Origin of the sequence: Cognataquiflexum aquatile, assembly GCF_003316845.1 — a bacterium.
Taxonomy (GTDB): Bacteria; Bacteroidota; Bacteroidia; order Cytophagales; family Cyclobacteriaceae; genus Cognataquiflexum; species Cognataquiflexum aquatile.
The window spans coordinates 404,284-419,328 of record NZ_QMIK01000003.1; the positions used below are offsets into that span (position 1 = coordinate 404,284).

Below are 15,045 nucleotides of genomic sequence, written 5' to 3' on the forward strand. Positions count from 1 at the left end.
GATAAATGTTAAGTTCAATTTTGCAAAAAGGCCTCCGAATTATCGGAGGTTTTTTTTTGGCTTTTAGACAAAATAGCGGAAGGAAAAGAACCATCTATTTCCAATTTCATTCCAAAACAAAAACCCTTGAAAACCGGAATTTTCAAAGGATGAGGGTTTTTTGTTTTTTTAGAGGTGTAGTTGCCTAAATCGGCAACAAATATTTAGACTAATTTTAGAAAAAGTCTAATTCCAAAGGATTCAATTTTTTGAATAATCTAATCTTGATATAAAATGATCAAATTCCATAATTTCAAAAACAACTTTTTTGTTCTTCAAATTCGTAATTAAAACAAGACCCTCGTCATTGATATCGATTTGGTCTATTCCTTTTATTTTGAAAAAATCCCATTCAGATTTATTCTTCTTTAAAATAAAAAATGAATCAGTAGGACCGTTTGCTTTGCCGCTCGGATTTAAATTAACCAAAACCCATAAATCTTCAGGCTCACCTACAACATTGATAATTCTTGCTCCCAATTCTTCAAAACCTAACCGAAACCATTTTTCAAAATCCTCCTTCCCGCTTTGGTGCAATTCTGCAGAATTTTGAGGCATTTTGAAATCAAAGATTTTTACACCCGAAGGATCAAAAATCATGATTCCATTCCAGCCCAGATCGAATAATATATAGTTTCCAGAGGGTGATTTGGTAACCTCAAAGCTTCGGACGTCAGGCACAAACTTTCCTTTAAATAAGGGTTTGGTTTCATGTGTCTTAAAGTTCAAGTCATATGAATCGAAATCGCCCGAAACTCCCGAAAGTACAAATAAGGTTTTGCTGTTCTGGCTTATGGATGGTGCAATAGCTCTATAGTTCAAAAAAAACAAGTCCTCTTTGGAGGGAAGGTTTATGGCTACACTTTGCTTTTTTCCTGAACCCAATTTTTTTAATTGATCACTGGCTAGATACAAAGCATAAATTTCAGAATCACCAAGAAAAAAATCGGTAATCATCCCACTTTTGTATTCAACCGGCATTCCAGAAGGGTCTATTTCTACCTTTCCCAAATTTATTCTTTCATGGATTTTTCCTGTTGTATCCACTGAGACCACTTCTGAAAAATTGGTACTAAACCATAGCTTATTTTCAAACCAAATGTGATTTCCGATATAAAGATGTGGTGAATGAATACTCGGATCATCTATTTCAATAAACAAAGATCTACCTTTCAAAAGATTATCTTTTTGATCTTGAAATGAACAGGAAATTAAGGGAATTAAGAAGATTAAGGCACTTACCCATTTACACATAAATTTTGTTTTAAAAACCGACAATCAGAGAATCAATAGAATTGTCAGGATTAATTTGATATTCTGTTGGTAAATCGTTAGCTAACTTAAGTTCAGAAGATATATTCTTCCTGTCATAAAATACATTTGGATGGGATAAATCTAAAAAAGCATTTGCTTTTTTTGAATTTTTTGAAACCAAAACCACCACACCTGAATCTAGAAAATGTTTTGCAAAATCTTGAAATACAACATAACAAGAAGGACATCCATCCAAATTTATCAATAGAAGTTTGGTTTCCTTGGTATTAATTCTTTTTTGTAATTCGCGGAACCTCCATTCAATTTTTTCATTGTCGCGCCTACAGGAGAAAGTAAACATTAGAAATACAAAAACTAGATGTAAACAGTAATTTTTCATTTTTCAAGGTTAAAAATATGAAGCACCAATTCATCTTCATTGACATTTTCATCAAAATAGTTATTTTTCATCAGGATGATACCTTTCTTTCCAATGAAAATATTGAAGGGAGAATACATATTTGGAGGGAAAATTGTTTCTTTAAGAAACTTAAAATTTTCATCTAAGACCAATATTGAAAACTTTTGCTCCTCAATATTTGGGATGAATGTTTTGTTCTGTGTTTGTGTGAGAGGATGCATAACCAGGCGATAGTAAAGTTTCCGGTATGGATCAAATAAGATTTGTCTATACCGATATTGTCCCAAAACCATTTCATTTTCTTCTTCCTGACTAGGTGCAGAGATCAGGGGAGCTTGTTTTGCTGAGAAAAAGCTACTTTTTGCGTGTATTTTTTTTATTTGTTGGTTTTTCTTGTCAACCCAAATCAAAGAATCCAATAGTGGCCACGAAATTAGATATACGGAATCCGAGATAAATTCACGTGAAAACACAAGGTCATATACGGGCCAGATTTTATCACGATAAGATTCAGGATAGGTGATTAATGAATCGTAGGATACTTCATCTTTTACCAGATCATATTCTAATGATAAAGGGTAATTTTCATTGATATTGGAAGGATTGTACACATCAAAAAGTGGATATTGCATAAAATGAATCAGGTTTTTAAATAATCTGGTTGGATTTCCGGATGTAGATACATGATTAATCAGCCCAAAATGTGCGGATTTATCGATCGATGGAGTCAATCTTTTTACAAAGTTGCCATCTTCATCAAATGCAATGCTTCCTCTTATGCTTCCTTTTATAAAAACAAAAATGGAATCCTGTGAAGCATAGGTAAAACCCTGCATCACCGAACTTATACCTTCAGGTCCACCGATTGGAAACCTGATTCTTTTCGAAAGACTTCCATCCTTGAGGGAATATTTATCCACCGATTTTGTAATGGTATTAAGTGAAACCAAGTATTCATCTTCACCTTCCCAGTAATATTGGGAATAAATAAATTCGTTGGAAGTGGAATCATCTAAAACAAGTCTGATTTCCTCAACGAAATGCGACATGTATCCATCATTACTTTCTTGTTTGGGTTGAGAACAAGATTGAAAAATAACAAAGAATAAAACTAAATTTCTTATTAACATATGGTATGGAAGTTAGCCCTTGGATTTCTCCAAGGGCATTAAATTATGGCATAGGAAGAGGAATAATACAGCCCCCACATCCCATACATGCACCCCCGCCAACATTTGCAGATAACACTGCCAAGCCTGGACCATTTGGATTAGGGATAACATATTCACCTCCTGTCCTTGGATTAATACACGCAGAGTGGGAGGTGAAAGAAATAGATGCTACAAGCAGTATAGCACCTATAATCAGGAAAACATGCTTTTTCATTTTTCTAAAATTTTAAGGTTGAAAATAATAAGACTACAGATAAGAATTAAAAATTGTCGACAAAACTAATTCCTAATCTAATGTAAAAAAAAAATAGAAAAAGCAATGGGTTAGTTGCATTAATATTAGTAAAAATATATAAATCATTGATTTTCAAATAGAAAAAAATATTAAAATCTTAATGATAAATCTAAAAGCCCTTGAAAACCGGAATTTTCAAGGGCCAAGGTCTAAGTGGCTTTCCCGTATTTTATTGAAACCTTTAGAAATTTTTGCTGTGAATCAGTTTTTATAACTGCATGGACCTCTCTTAGTGATTTTAACTGGTCTATTGGTACGGTCAAAATTAGGTTGGTTTTTTTTCCTGGGTCTATCTTCCATTTTTCTAGCTTAAACTCAGTACAGGCACAATGTGGTGAAATAGAAATTATATTAACGGGTTGGTTTGAATTATTGGCTATTAGAAATACAGTTTCAACTATGCCGTTTTTATCAGCACTTGATTCATCTTTATAAATCACCCTGTTTTCAATTGAAATATTCAACAATGAAACCATCAAAAGCAAAACGATCATTTTACCAACCCAAATCATTATTCTGAAAGGTTAGATTCAAGGAATTGACAAATTCGGATACCTTTTTCATGTATGCTGTACTTGATTGGTCGCCTTGGTCCATTTTTTCAAAATAGAAATAGGATTTATCATAGGCTTGTTTGAGGAGGTTAAGATTGGTTGATGATCTTGAATTTAAGTCGATCATTTTCACGTATTCCAAAATTTCATTATTGCTGAAAAATGATTCCTGAAAGGAATAATCAGGAGAGGAGGAGTGCGCTAAGGCCGCAGTGAAAAAGGCCATCTTTTCTTTCTCTTCTGCTAATTTATCTGGTAACTGAATGTCATAAGGAAAACCATGAGTTAGATAGTTGAGTTTAACTTCCCGGTTTTTGACATCCATAAGCATATTAATTTTGGCGATAAAAGACCTTCCCCGGCTTTCAAAAAAATGAACTTCTGCCTTTTTTATTTCTATGGGATTCCCATTTACATTTATAAATGTGGTATTGCTTACAGAAATTTTTCGGATAACTCCATATTCCGAAACAGTGGTCTGAATGGTGCGGGATTTATTAGCATAGGTGATTAAGTTGATGTTTGAGACGACTTTGGATTCGATGGGTTGGTATTCATTCTTATGTGATTGGATTATTCCAAAAAACAAATCATTTAAAAATTGACTGATGATTGCAAAAGAGGTTTGGTAAGGTATTTCATTGGGATCGACATTGGCCAAAAGCTGCTTTTGATGGAAAAAAGCAATGTTTCCTGCCAAAAATTTATTGGCTTTTTGGTTTCTATCGATCAATCCTGAATAAGCGAGAATACCAAATGAATGAAATTCAGTTTTGCCAATGAGTTCCAGGTATTGTCCTTTCAGCATGGTGAAATTATTCAGGTCATTTTTTAACAGAAATCTGAAATTTTCAAAAACCCTTTTCTCATCAGCTGTCTTCACATCCACAGGGCTTAATTCCAGGAAGCTTTCCTTGAGTTTTATCAGTGTCACTTCACCATCGACAAGGATTGAATCACAAAAAGCAAAGGGTTCAAATCCTAGGTACCTGATTTCTATTCCGCAAAGTGGCATTTCGATTCCGGACAAATCCATTTCCCCGCTTTCATTTCCGACTTTCACCAGATTTGAATCTGGTGACCTCAAAGAAAAGAACGGTAGTCTTTCACCTTTCGAATCCATAACCCTTATCTTTTGAGAAAACGATTGGTCTGTCAAAAAGACCATGAAAAGAAATAGAACCAAGAATGTTTTCATTTTAACGAAAATTTAAAAATACCAAGCTTGTCTTTTTCTTCATCCAAAATACCATCCGCAATGAAGGTACTTCCTTCACTTCCCAAAACCCTAAACCTTTCTGGAACCTCAAAATCCCCAACCAAAATGTGGTTTTTGAATACCTGCAACCTTGACTTTCCCTTTTCTAAGCCATTAGGAAAATAGGTTCTAAACAGCAACTGACTTGCATTGTCAAAATAGATGTGGTGGTAAAATCCGGCCTTTTCCAAATCGGTTTTATAATTGTCAATAGCTTCTTCGATGGTTTGTGTTCTTGGATAATTGACGTTCATTTCTTCTCCGGACCATCCAAATTTTCCAATCAGCTTAAAATCCTGATTATAGACATGGATCAAAGGATCGATGCCAAAGGACACCAAAATGGAATCTCCTTTTGTGGTAAAATGAAAGAAGTCAAAGTTTGGGATGAAGCCGTGACGGAGATATTCCTCACTTCGGTTTCCAAATCCCATTTCGATTTTTTGGGACTTTAAGTCATATTTCCCAAATGTATACACGGTTTTATAATATCCTTCAGAAATGTAGGCATTGAGTATGGGATGACTCATGGAAATTGGCAATAGGATTGATCTTTGAGGATCTTTACCAACTGAAAGAAAAGCGGAATTTTCTCCTTTCATCTTCCAAGCGATTTCATAAAGTCCTAACATCTCAGCTTTTGGATTGTCGAGCATTTCCTGATAGGAGTCGCTGTGGTTCCATGCAATCGGCAGTCTTTTTTGTCTGACAAAGTTGCTGTCGAAGATTACCAATTCAAAGTTGTCCAATACCACATGTCCCTCTTCCAAGGCATTTGGTACAAAGCCATGGATATTGTTTTGTTCACTTGGACCATCTCCTTTTCCCAAAAATGTACCTATCAGTTCTCCTGAGGCATTGTACTTTGAAACTGTGCTGAAAATTTGGTCTACAAAATATAGCTCGCCTTGGGAAAACTGGAAAAAGCCATTTCCGGAAAAAAAGTCCTTTTCCAATACTATGGTATCTACTTCAATCAATGAATACAATACTTCCTTATCCTGAATGGTGGTGTTGGTTTTGGGATTCTCGCATGAAAACAAAAAACAGGGTAGAAGCATGAAAGTGAACCATGTATTTTTTGAATACAAAACATAAACGTTTTTTTCAAAAATGATTTTGAAACAGCTATTCAACTTCATATCGACTTTTCAATAATGGTGGTGGGCAATAATTTGGTTTTGGTACGAATGAATTCAATCACTGGCCAAGGGAAATATTGAGACCATTCAAAGTGGATATTTAGCGCTGTGATTTGGGACTTAATAGAGTTTGAAATTGATTGACCGCCATTAGAGTAAAAGAATTTAAATAAAACTAATTCTACTCCAATGAAAAAAGAATTGTGGCCAAAAGCAAGAATTTGGTTTGTGGGCGAATTGTGAAATCTTCTAAAGCCTTGATTTTCAGATCAAAAAATTACTAACGTTCTAAGTTTAAAATAAAAGCCCTTGAAAACCGGAATTTCCAAGGGCTGGATTGTTCTTTGAGGTTTTGAAAACCTCGAAGAACTGAATTTATCAAAAGTTGAAAATCAAAATTTAAAACGCTTTCACTTTTCCAATCAGCAAAATCGGATTGTCATCTAGGTAATCGGCCGGGATATATTCCGATATCGAAGCTTTTTGTTCCTCTGTTAGATTTTTGATGTACTCAATATTCAGGCTAAAAATGAATCGGTCATCATTTAATTTGCCAATTAATGTGGAAGGTATGTCTATTTTGGACAGTCTGATACTATCGAAGGTATACGAATTTTTACTGTCCTTACCGATGATTGTTTTAAGAAATTTTCCACCTCCAAATGACCCTAAAAAATATTGAACAAGATAAAAATTCTCTGTTTCTTCAAGAATGAATGAATGGACTTTGGGGTTCATATCATTGTTGATCAAATCAAACAATTGGTTTGGATCATTTTTTATTCCTTTTAATTCTTCTTCAGAAATAGAATTTACTCCAAAGTTCAAAGCTATAGAGTTTTGATTTTCCAACTTTTCATTAAAGCTTAAAATTTTATATTCAAATGGATGAATTGTTGAAAAATTGTTTGAGCCAATTGTTAACCCCTTATCGCTTCCAAAATCAAAACCATGATATATAGAGTCAATTAAAGAATTTTCATAGAAACTGTTATTGGCCAAATCGTAAATAAAGAACCTGTTTGGAGACCCTGAAATTAAATTGAATAATAATTTTCCATCCTTCATGACTTGGAAAGCACCTAATGTTTTTTCATTCACTCCTTCAAGGCTTTGGTTTGAAATTAGATTATTTGATGGGGCAAATTTCATCATGTTTTTTTTTGACCCATCATAAATCAAAATTTCTTCATTCTCATTTAAAACTTGAAAGTCACTAATTAAATTATATTCATTAGGGCCATCTCCTTTAGATGATAAAATTAGATTTAATTCTCCCTCATTTCCCATTTTGTATAGTTTTGCTCTACCTCCATCCAAAACATAAATAGTTTTATCATAAGATTTTGCCCTATATAAATTTGGGATAAGATCGATATTTTTTAAATGAACAATTTTGAATTCATCAAAAGAATCCTCGATCTCAAAGGAATTTGGCACAGTGGAAATAGTTATTTCAGAGACAAGCTCTTTTTCCTTTTTTTGTGAGCAAAAAACTAATAGTAAACAAAATAAAATTATTTTAAACCTTGAATGGACCATTTTGAAAATCATTTAAATTTAAGATTGAAGTAAAAAAAAGGAGTCAATTCTGACTCCTTTTTTGGTTTTATGGAACAGCAGGAGTACAAGATCTTGTACAGCCGGGACCAATTATACAAGTGTTTGTACAATGTGATTGAGTCCCGTAGCAGTGATTATCTCTTGTCCATGTACCAGCTCCATTTGACCAGGTTTCAGTACAAAACCATCTTTCGGCTTTCACTGTACTTGAAATTTGAACCAGTATAAGGATAAGCATGAACATCAAATATGGTTTCTTCATTTTTCTTTAAAATTTTAAAATTTAGACTTGAGTCACCAACCTTTGGTAACTAGAATCAAAAATTGTCGACAAAACTAATTCTTGGTCTAATGTAAAAAAAAAAAAAATGATAAAATCAAGGAGTTAGGTGAATAAATAACTAGAAAAATAAATAATAATATTAATAATTATCATTTACATTATTAATGTCTAAATTATAAATCAAAAAAAAGCCCTTGAAAACCGGAATTTCCAAGGGCTTAATTGTTCTTTGAAGTTTCTGAAAACCGTGAAGAATTGATTTTATCAGAAAACTTTGAGATCTCCAAGACCTCGAAGGTTTAATGATCAAATATGCTATTAGTGGATTGGATTGTTAATTGTCAGAAAACAGAAAACCCTCGAGGTTTAGAAAAAAACCTCAAGGGTTCTGAGATTAAATCAATTCCACACTTCGCTTCACAAAGGCAGTCAGGTCTTTGCCGGTAAGCATGCCTTGGGAAAGCAAAGCTAAATCAAAGGCCTGCTTGGCAAGTTTGGTCTGCGCCTCTTCATCCTCGGTTTTGAGGAGTTTGTCGATCACAGGATGGTTGCCGTTGATGGCTACTTTGTAGTTGTCAGGAAGTGAACCGTAGAAGCTCATCCCGCCGCCCATCTGCGCCATGTCCTTCATCCTGCGCATAAACTCATCCATGGTCACGGTCACAGGCATTTCCTCAGGGCTGAGTCCTGCCACGTCCACGCTGTAAGTGGCGTTTGAGATCGCTTTTTCGAAGATTTCCTTCACCTTCTTGGATTGGTCTTCGGTAAGGAGGTTGGCATAGGAATCGTCCTTTTCGATCAACTTCTCCGCTACGTCCGCATCTACACGCTTCAGTTGGGTTTTTTCCTCCTTCATCTCGAGGTGTTGGATGAAGTGGCTGTCGATCGGAGAGTCCATCACGAGGACATCATAATCCTTTTTGTTGGCAGATTGGATAAATCCGTCCTGCTTGTTGACATCAGTGGCGTAGAGATAGACGGTTTGGTCATTTTTGTCTGTCTGAATCGCCTTGACTTTTTCTTTGTATTCAGGCAAAGTGAAATATTCGCCTTTGGTGTTTTTGAGCAAAGCGAAATCTTTTCCTTTTTCCGCAAATTTGTCTTCGCTGATCATGCCATACTTGACAAAAAGGCCGATGTCATTCCACTTTTCTTCGTAGACTTTTCGGTCTTTTTTGTAAAGTTCGCCCAGCTTGTCTGCTACTTTTTTGGTGATGTAGCTGTTGATTTTCTTCACATTGCTATCCGCCTGTAGGAAGCTTCTAGATACGTTAAGCGGAATATCCGGCGAGTCGATCACCCCGTGAAGCAACATCAAAAACTCAGGGACAATGTCCTTGACCTCATCGGTGATGAATACCTGACGGCTGAAGAGTTTGATTTTGTTTTTCTGCATTTCGAAGTCGTTTTTGACTTTCGGGAAATACAGCACCCCTGTCAGGTTGAACGGATAATCCACATTCAGGTGAATCCAGAAAAGAGGATCCTCGCCCATTGGATAGAGTTCTTTGTAGAATTTCAGGTAATCCTCGTCCTTTAGGTCGTTGGGTGACTTGGTCCAGATCGGGGAAGTGGTGTTGATGATGTTGTCTTTCTCGACAGACTTCCATTTCTTTTTGCCATCGGCCTCTTCACCGTCTTCTACAGAATCGGTTTTTGTACCAAATTTGATCGGAACGGGAAGGAATTTGCAGTATTTGTCCAGGATGCCCTGAAGCTTCCATTTGTCCAAAAACTCCTCAGAATCGGCGTTGATAAACAAAGTGACTTCTGTTCCCCTTTCGGTTCTGTCACCGGCGCTGATTTCAAATTCGGTGCTGCCGTCACAGGTCCATCGTGCCGCTGCTGCGCCTTCCTGATAGGAAAGGGTGTTGATTTCCACCTTGTCAGCTACCATAAATGCGGAGTAGAAACCCAAACCAAACTTGCCGATGATTTCATTGGCGTCTTTGGCATCTTTGAATTTCTCCACAAATTCAGCCGCACCGGAGAAAGCAATCTGATTGATGTACTTTTTGATTTCCTCGGCAGTCATGCCAAGGCCACGGTCGGAGATGGTGATGGTTTTTTTGTCTTTGTCAAAAGCCACTTCGACAGTGATGTCGCCAAGTTCGCCGTTGTATTGGCCCAAAGTTGCCAACCTTTTGATTTTCTGTGTGGCATCTACCGCATTGGAAACCAATTCACGGAGGAAGATTTCATTGTCAGAGTATAAAAACTTCTTGATGATCGGGAAGATATTCTCGGTATGTATCGAGATGGTACCTTTTTCCTGCATAGCTATTTTCGTTTTAGTGAATTACAATATTGATACAAGACCCTTATCAAGGCTTGTTCCAATTCGCTGAAAATGTCATTTTGGCAGAAAATCAAAAAATATTCAAATTTTTTTTTAATATTGTAGTCTGTTTCGGAGGGTAAGTGGGGTCTTTAAGATCAAACTTTTATCCTTCATAATGAAGTCACCCATAGTATCTCGCAAGAATGAAAATTGTAATCATCAGTCAGTGTACCCCTAGAGAACAAATAGTGGTTCACGAAATTGTCAAAAACTTCGATCATGTGACCTTGGTACATTCAGGCCAAAGGCAGGGCTTGGTTATAAAACCCAAAAATCAAGCGAAATCAGGAAAAAAAATCAGGTCGCAATCTTTTTTGGATAGGAATGGATTGAGGTTTTTCCATAAGTTCCATAAGATATCCATACATAACAAAACAAAACATCTTAAAACCGGAAACCATGATTTCGAAAAGGTTACCATTCCATTTTCCGAAATCAATACAGAAAGAGGACTTGAATTTTTGAAGTCCCTCCAGCCTGACATTTTGTTTACCTGTAATGCGCCAATTTTGAAGGGAGAAATTCTCAATATCCCTAAGATTGCGGCCATCAATGTGCATTATGGTATGCCGCCGCACTATCGTGGCAATGACACGCTGTTTTGGGCCTATATCAAAAAAGATTTCGACAACCTTGGCGGATGCCTGCATTATACCACCAAAGGCGTGGATAGGGGAAATATTTTGGCGGAAGTATTTCCTTCCTTGGATCCAAAGGACAGCCTTGTCCACGTGGACATCAAGACCTCCGAATTGCTTGCTAAGGCAGCAGTCAAAATTCTGAAAGACATCGAAAACTGTGATGAAATTCCTTCCGGAAAAGTGCAGGTAGAAAAAGGGAGAAACTACAAACTTTATGAAAGGACGCTTTTTCACCATTTGGGATACCTCGCCCAACAGAGTTTAGGCCTTCTCAGACCAAAGGCTCGGAAAGAAAAAATAGTATTTTATCATGGCCAAAAGGTAGGATCGGTTTGACCGATGAATACACCAAACTTTTTATCTTTGCCCCATGCTCAAAGAAATTGCTGTTCTGATCCAAAAAGAAATCACCCTCGAATGGAGACAGAAGTACGCGCTCAATGGCATTCTTTTGTATGTCGTATCGGCAGTTTTTATCACGTATCTCAGCGTGGGAGCGAAGCAAGGCAATATCGGAGTTCCGACGTGGAATGCACTGTATTGGATCATTATCCTGTTTTCTGCCGTCAATGCCGTGGCCAAAAGCTTTGTGCAGGAACATCAGGGCCGACAGCTGTATTATTACATGATTGCTTCTCCGGAGGCCATTATCATTTCCAAAATCATCTACAATACACTCCTCACACTTGTTTTGGCATTGTTGGGATATCTGGTTTTCAGCGTGATTTTGGGCAATCCCGTTCAGGATCAGGGGATGTTTTTGTTGAACCTCATATTGGGAGCGGTTGGTTTTTCGGCCTGTCTGACGATGGTATCGGGGATAGCGTCCAAGGCGAGCAACAATGCGACTTTGATGGCGATATTGAGTTTTCCGGTCATCATCCCGATTTTGCTGATGGCCATCCGGGTGTCAAAGAATGCCATTGATGGATTGGATTGGTCAGTGAGCTTGGATAAGATTGTAACGCTTATGGCAATCAATGTTATCGTGGCTGTGACGGCGTATATCCTGTTTCCATATCTGTGGAGGAGTTAGGAACTGTCCCGCGAAGGCGCAAAATCGCAAAGAAAAAATAAGTCAGAAGGTTATAGGCCCGCGGACTTTGGCAAAGAAACTTTTCCCGCAAAGTCACAAAGACGCAAAGAAAAAAAGCAAGTCGGAGGACTACAGGCCGGTAGACTTTGGCAAAGAAACTTTTTCCCGTGAAGCCGCAGAGGAAAAGGAGAGTAAGAGGAGAATGAATTATTCAGAATAAGAATGTTTGTGGAGACACAAACATTGGCGGCGTCGACCGACCACGTAGTGGTCAAATATTGGTAGCCCCGAGTGAGGAACGCAACTCGGGGTTAAAAACGAAAACCGTGATTCCGGTTTTTGGCCGAAGAAATGCAAATAGGGAATTGAGGTTTCCGCCAAAAACAAGTACGTTCAAAATCCTTTGAGACCATAGCGAAACCATTGAGTCCTTTGCCGAAAAAGAAGGATATTTTTTAAATCAATTTCTTTCGCCCTTTCAGGGCTTTGATGAAACCATTCCTCATGATAGCGATGGGCTTCACCCATCGCTAGGATCTTTCGCACTTTCAGTGCTGATATTTCCAAACCGCATCAAACCAACGGCGTACAACGGCGTCGAATGATCCCATAGGGATCAAATATTGGTAGCCCCGAGTGAGGAACGCAACTCGGGGTTAAAAACGAAAACCGTGATTCCGGTTTTTGGCCGAAGAAATGCAAATAGGGAATTGAGGTTTCCGCCAAAAACAAGGACGTTCAAAATCCTTTGAGACCATAGCGAAACCTTCTATTCTTTTGCAGTAAAAAATATACCTCACTCAGACGCAAAGAAAAAAAAGCAAGTCGGAGGATTACAGGCTGGTAGACTTTGGCAAAGAAACTTTTTCCCATGAAGCCGCAAAATCGCAAAGGGATTTTAATTAAAAATGATAGGTTAACATCAGTTTATTTACTTATAATTATTTCTTAGCGTCTTCGCGGGGAACAAATCAAACATTCTCAATTAGCGTCTCTGCGCCTTTGCGCGAAATCTTCCTTTTTCTGTTGGCGCGCTTGGTTTTTTCATGTTCCAAAACTACTTTTAGTTTCTGTGGTTTATCCTGAACCAACACAACCAAACCAAATTTCCCATGAAAGCATCAAAGCCCCTTATCTTGATTTTTGCATGTATAGCGGTTTATTTTTTCCAGATTTCTTTTGGCCTTGCCCAGACTATACAGGGAGTATATTCCGGTAATATTGTTGGCCAACTTTCAGTCATTACTTTGGAACAAAAAGGGGAAATGGTCTATGGTCAGCTTTACGACAAGCAAATGAACAAAAGTGAATTTTTTGGGGCAAAAGAAAAGACAGGTTTTAGAGGTGTGATGGAAATATCGGGTGTAGAGGAAGAAATATATGCAAGAATTGAAAAATCAGCATTATTGTTAACTGTCAAAAGCAGTGGAGAGGTTTTTACGATGGACTTGGTTTCCAAAAATTTGGCCTATGATTTTTCAAAGCTTTTTCCGGAACAGTTTGATGACATTAAAAACAAGCTGACCGGAGTTTGGATTCTGAAGGAACTGTATAAAATCGATGAAAATGGAGAAAAAGTAATGGGTGAGATGACAGGTAAGGATTACATGTTTGCCTATATGCCTGATGGAAAATACGTCGCGGATATCAGGGGATTTAGGGATGCCCAAAGAGAGATTCCGGCAGAATACAGAATGAGCGGTTCCGAAATGTTTGAAGCCGCCAATATGCTGTCATGGCGGATTATAAACGATAAGATTAACTTTTATCCTACCAAGCCGATTCCTGGTTTTTCGGGCAATGATGGGTTTTCAAGTTATTTTGAGTTTAAGGGCAATGAATTAATTTTAAAAAGTGATATGCCAAATGGTTGGACGGAACATTATGTGAAGAAGGATTGAGGAGCCTGATTTATTTTTTTGCTTTCATTTTCAGTAATCAGTCTCTGATTTCGTGGTTTGATTATTGGCATAAAATCATTTTATGGACCATCCGCAACATATCTCATGAAAAGCACAGGAATGAGGAACTTATGCCTTATTTTTGCGCTTGAAAAATCAAACCCATTATAATGAGAGCATATTGGTGGAAAATCCTGACTGTAGCCCTGTTGGCATTTACCCTTACAGCCGGACTTCTCCTTGACGTACCTAGGTTACCCATCCTGAATGAGACGATCAGGGCCCTGCATTTCCATGTCACGATGTGGTTTGGAATGATATTGATGCTAATGGTTGCGGTGGTTTACAGCATCAAATTTCTCCGAAGCAACGACCTCAGGCATGATGACATGGCGCTTGAGTTCACCAATGCGGCGATCCTTTTTGGCGTATTGGGAATTGTCACAGGCATGCTTTGGGCCAAATTCACTTGGGGGGATTATTGGAGCGGTGATCCAAAACAGAATGCTTCCGCCATCGGGCTTTTGATGTATTTCGCCTATCTTATTTTGAGAAATTCACTCACTGATGTCCATCAAAGGGCCCGAATCGGTGCCGTCTATAACATATTCGCATTTGCGGCTTTTATACCATTGATATTTGTTTTGCCAAGACTGACAGACAGTCTCCATCCCGGCAACGGTGGCAATCCCGGATTCAATGCCTATGACCTGGACAGCAAACTCAGGATGGTGTTCTATCCCGCGATCATCGCGTGGACACTGTTGGGAACTTGGATCAGTACCATAAGGGTCAGGCTGAGACGAATTGAAAGAAAGTTTGAAGATAAATTGATCAATCAGGTATCATGAAAAAGTGGTTAATAATATGGTTCATGGCATTCAGTCTGAGTGCTTTCGGACAGGAGAAAATTGAAATTTCTGAAAACGATTACCAAAACTCCACCGTTGAAATGGCGGATGTGATGCGGTCCGAGGGAAAAATCTACGTTTTGGTAGGTATCATCGGGATCGTTTTTGCGGGATTATTGGTTTATGTGATCAATACGGATAGGAAAGTGACCCGTCTTGAAAAACAATTGAAAGAAGAATAACATTAATAAGGAGAAAGGAAGTAAAATCTAAAAGAATTTGCTCCTGAACCCA

14 protein-coding genes are annotated in these 15,045 nt (G+C 37.6%); 6 read left to right on the top strand and 8 right to left on the bottom strand.

From position 1 onward, the window contains the following. Positions 1-240: 240 nt before the first annotated feature. The 3 genes from DQW11_RS10555 to DQW11_RS10565 are packed head-to-tail and all read right to left on the bottom strand — an operon-like array spanning position 241 to position 2,763. Positions 241-1,317, bottom strand: coding sequence for a TolB-like translocation protein (locus DQW11_RS10555; RefSeq protein WP_157966094.1), 1,077 nt, complete (start codon positions 1,315-1,317; stop codon positions 241-243). Further along, a complete protein-coding gene (locus tag DQW11_RS10560; protein ID WP_157966095.1) occupies positions 1,304-1,693 on the bottom strand; it encodes a hypothetical protein in 390 nt (129 codons plus the stop codon). Before DQW11_RS10560 ends, DQW11_RS10555 begins: the two co-directional genes overlap by 14 nt. Continuing rightward, complete coding sequence (locus tag DQW11_RS10565; RefSeq protein WP_232826720.1) at positions 1,690-2,763, bottom strand: DUF4221 family protein; 1,074 nt, start codon at positions 2,761-2,763, stop codon at positions 1,690-1,692. Before DQW11_RS10565 ends, DQW11_RS10560 begins: the two co-directional genes overlap by 4 nt. Positions 2,764-2,849: 86 nt before the next feature. Between DQW11_RS10565 and DQW11_RS10570 the strand changes: the two genes are divergently transcribed. Further along, complete coding sequence (locus tag DQW11_RS10570; RefSeq protein ID WP_113924040.1) at positions 2,850-3,116, top strand: hypothetical protein; 267 nt, start codon at positions 2,850-2,852, stop codon at positions 3,114-3,116. Between the two features lie 214 nt (positions 3,117-3,330). Here the strand turns inward: DQW11_RS10570 and DQW11_RS10575 are convergent, their stop codons facing one another. The 5 genes from DQW11_RS10575 to htpG form a co-directional block, all read right to left on the bottom strand. Further along, positions 3,331-3,693: a DUF1573 domain-containing protein gene (locus DQW11_RS10575; RefSeq protein ID WP_113924041.1), complete on the bottom strand. Its 363-nt coding sequence runs from the start codon at positions 3,691-3,693 to the stop codon at positions 3,331-3,333. Further along, on the bottom strand, positions 3,677-4,858 hold the full coding sequence (locus DQW11_RS10580) for a hypothetical protein (protein WP_198669880.1): 1,182 nt from the start codon (positions 4,856-4,858) through the stop codon (positions 3,677-3,679). The genes DQW11_RS10575 and DQW11_RS10580 overlap by 17 nt, the downstream gene beginning before the upstream one ends. A gap of 71 nt (positions 4,859-4,929) precedes the next feature. Next, a complete protein-coding gene (locus DQW11_RS10585) occupies positions 4,930-6,054 on the bottom strand; it encodes a hypothetical protein (RefSeq protein WP_232826721.1) in 1,125 nt (374 codons plus the stop codon). A gap of 480 nt (positions 6,055-6,534) precedes the next feature. Next, a complete protein-coding gene (locus DQW11_RS10590) occupies positions 6,535-7,689 on the bottom strand; it encodes a 6-bladed beta-propeller (protein WP_113924043.1) in 1,155 nt (384 codons plus the stop codon). A gap of 686 nt (positions 7,690-8,375) precedes the next feature. After that, positions 8,376-10,259: a molecular chaperone HtpG gene (gene htpG / locus DQW11_RS10600; RefSeq protein ID WP_113924045.1), complete on the bottom strand. Its 1,884-nt coding sequence runs from the start codon at positions 10,257-10,259 to the stop codon at positions 8,376-8,378. 206 nt (positions 10,260-10,465) lie between these two features. On the opposite strand from htpG, the gene DQW11_RS10605 reads away from it, so the two are divergent. From DQW11_RS10605 to DQW11_RS10625, 5 genes are all read left to right on the top strand, one after another. After that, the gene (locus DQW11_RS10605) at positions 10,466-11,299 is read left to right on the top strand and encodes a formyltransferase family protein (RefSeq protein ID WP_113924046.1); all 834 of its coding nucleotides are present in this window, start codon (positions 10,466-10,468) and stop codon (positions 11,297-11,299) included. 34 nt (positions 11,300-11,333) lie between these two features. Further along, complete coding sequence (locus DQW11_RS10610; RefSeq protein ID WP_113924047.1) at positions 11,334-11,999, top strand: heme exporter protein CcmB; 666 nt, start codon at positions 11,334-11,336, stop codon at positions 11,997-11,999. A 1,112-nt stretch (positions 12,000-13,111) separates the two neighbouring features. Then, positions 13,112-13,900 carry a hypothetical protein gene (locus tag DQW11_RS10615; protein ID WP_113924048.1) on the top strand — a complete coding sequence of 263 codons (789 nt, stop codon included), beginning with the start codon at positions 13,112-13,114 and terminating at the stop codon, positions 13,898-13,900. A 170-nt stretch (positions 13,901-14,070) separates the two neighbouring features. Next, positions 14,071-14,751, top strand: coding sequence for a cytochrome c biogenesis protein CcsA (gene ccsA, locus DQW11_RS10620; RefSeq protein WP_113924049.1), 681 nt, complete (start codon positions 14,071-14,073; stop codon positions 14,749-14,751). After that, the gene (locus DQW11_RS10625) at positions 14,748-14,993 is read left to right on the top strand and encodes a CcmD family protein (RefSeq protein WP_198669881.1); all 246 of its coding nucleotides are present in this window, start codon (positions 14,748-14,750) and stop codon (positions 14,991-14,993) included. The genes ccsA and DQW11_RS10625 overlap by 4 nt, the downstream gene beginning before the upstream one ends. Positions 14,994-15,045: the final 52 nt, after the last annotated feature.

Excerpts from the sequence above, each read along its gene's own strand:
- DQW11_RS10560 (WP_157966095.1), bottom strand. The coding sequence starts at position 1,693 with ATGAAAAATTACTGTTTACATCTAGTTTTTGTATTTCTAATGTTTACT.
- DQW11_RS10565 (WP_232826720.1), bottom strand. The coding sequence starts at position 2,763 with ATGTCGCATTTCGTTGAGGAAATCAGACTTGTTTTAGATGATTCCACT.
- DQW11_RS10570 (WP_113924040.1), top strand. The coding sequence starts at position 2,850 with ATGGAAGTTAGCCCTTGGATTTCTCCAAGGGCATTAAATTATGGCATA.
- DQW11_RS10575 (WP_113924041.1), bottom strand. The coding sequence starts at position 3,693 with ATGATTTGGGTTGGTAAAATGATCGTTTTGCTTTTGATGGTTTCATTG.
- DQW11_RS10580 (WP_198669880.1), bottom strand. The coding sequence starts at position 4,858 with ATGGATTCGAAAGGTGAAAGACTACCGTTCTTTTCTTTGAGGTCACCA.
- DQW11_RS10585 (WP_232826721.1), bottom strand. The coding sequence starts at position 6,054 with ATGCTTCTACCCTGTTTTTTGTTTTCATGCGAGAATCCCAAAACCAAC.
- DQW11_RS10590 (WP_113924043.1), bottom strand. The coding sequence starts at position 7,689 with ATGATTTTCAAAATGGTCCATTCAAGGTTTAAAATAATTTTATTTTGT.
- htpG (WP_113924045.1), bottom strand. The coding sequence starts at position 10,259 with ATGCAGGAAAAAGGTACCATCTCGATACATACCGAGAATATCTTCCCG.
- DQW11_RS10605 (WP_113924046.1), top strand. The coding sequence starts at position 10,466 with ATGAAAATTGTAATCATCAGTCAGTGTACCCCTAGAGAACAAATAGTG.
- DQW11_RS10610 (WP_113924047.1), top strand. The coding sequence starts at position 11,334 with ATGCTCAAAGAAATTGCTGTTCTGATCCAAAAAGAAATCACCCTCGAA.
- DQW11_RS10615 (WP_113924048.1), top strand. The coding sequence starts at position 13,112 with ATGAAAGCATCAAAGCCCCTTATCTTGATTTTTGCATGTATAGCGGTT.
- ccsA (WP_113924049.1), top strand. The coding sequence starts at position 14,071 with ATGAGAGCATATTGGTGGAAAATCCTGACTGTAGCCCTGTTGGCATTT.
- DQW11_RS10625 (WP_198669881.1), top strand. The coding sequence starts at position 14,748 with ATGAAAAAGTGGTTAATAATATGGTTCATGGCATTCAGTCTGAGTGCT.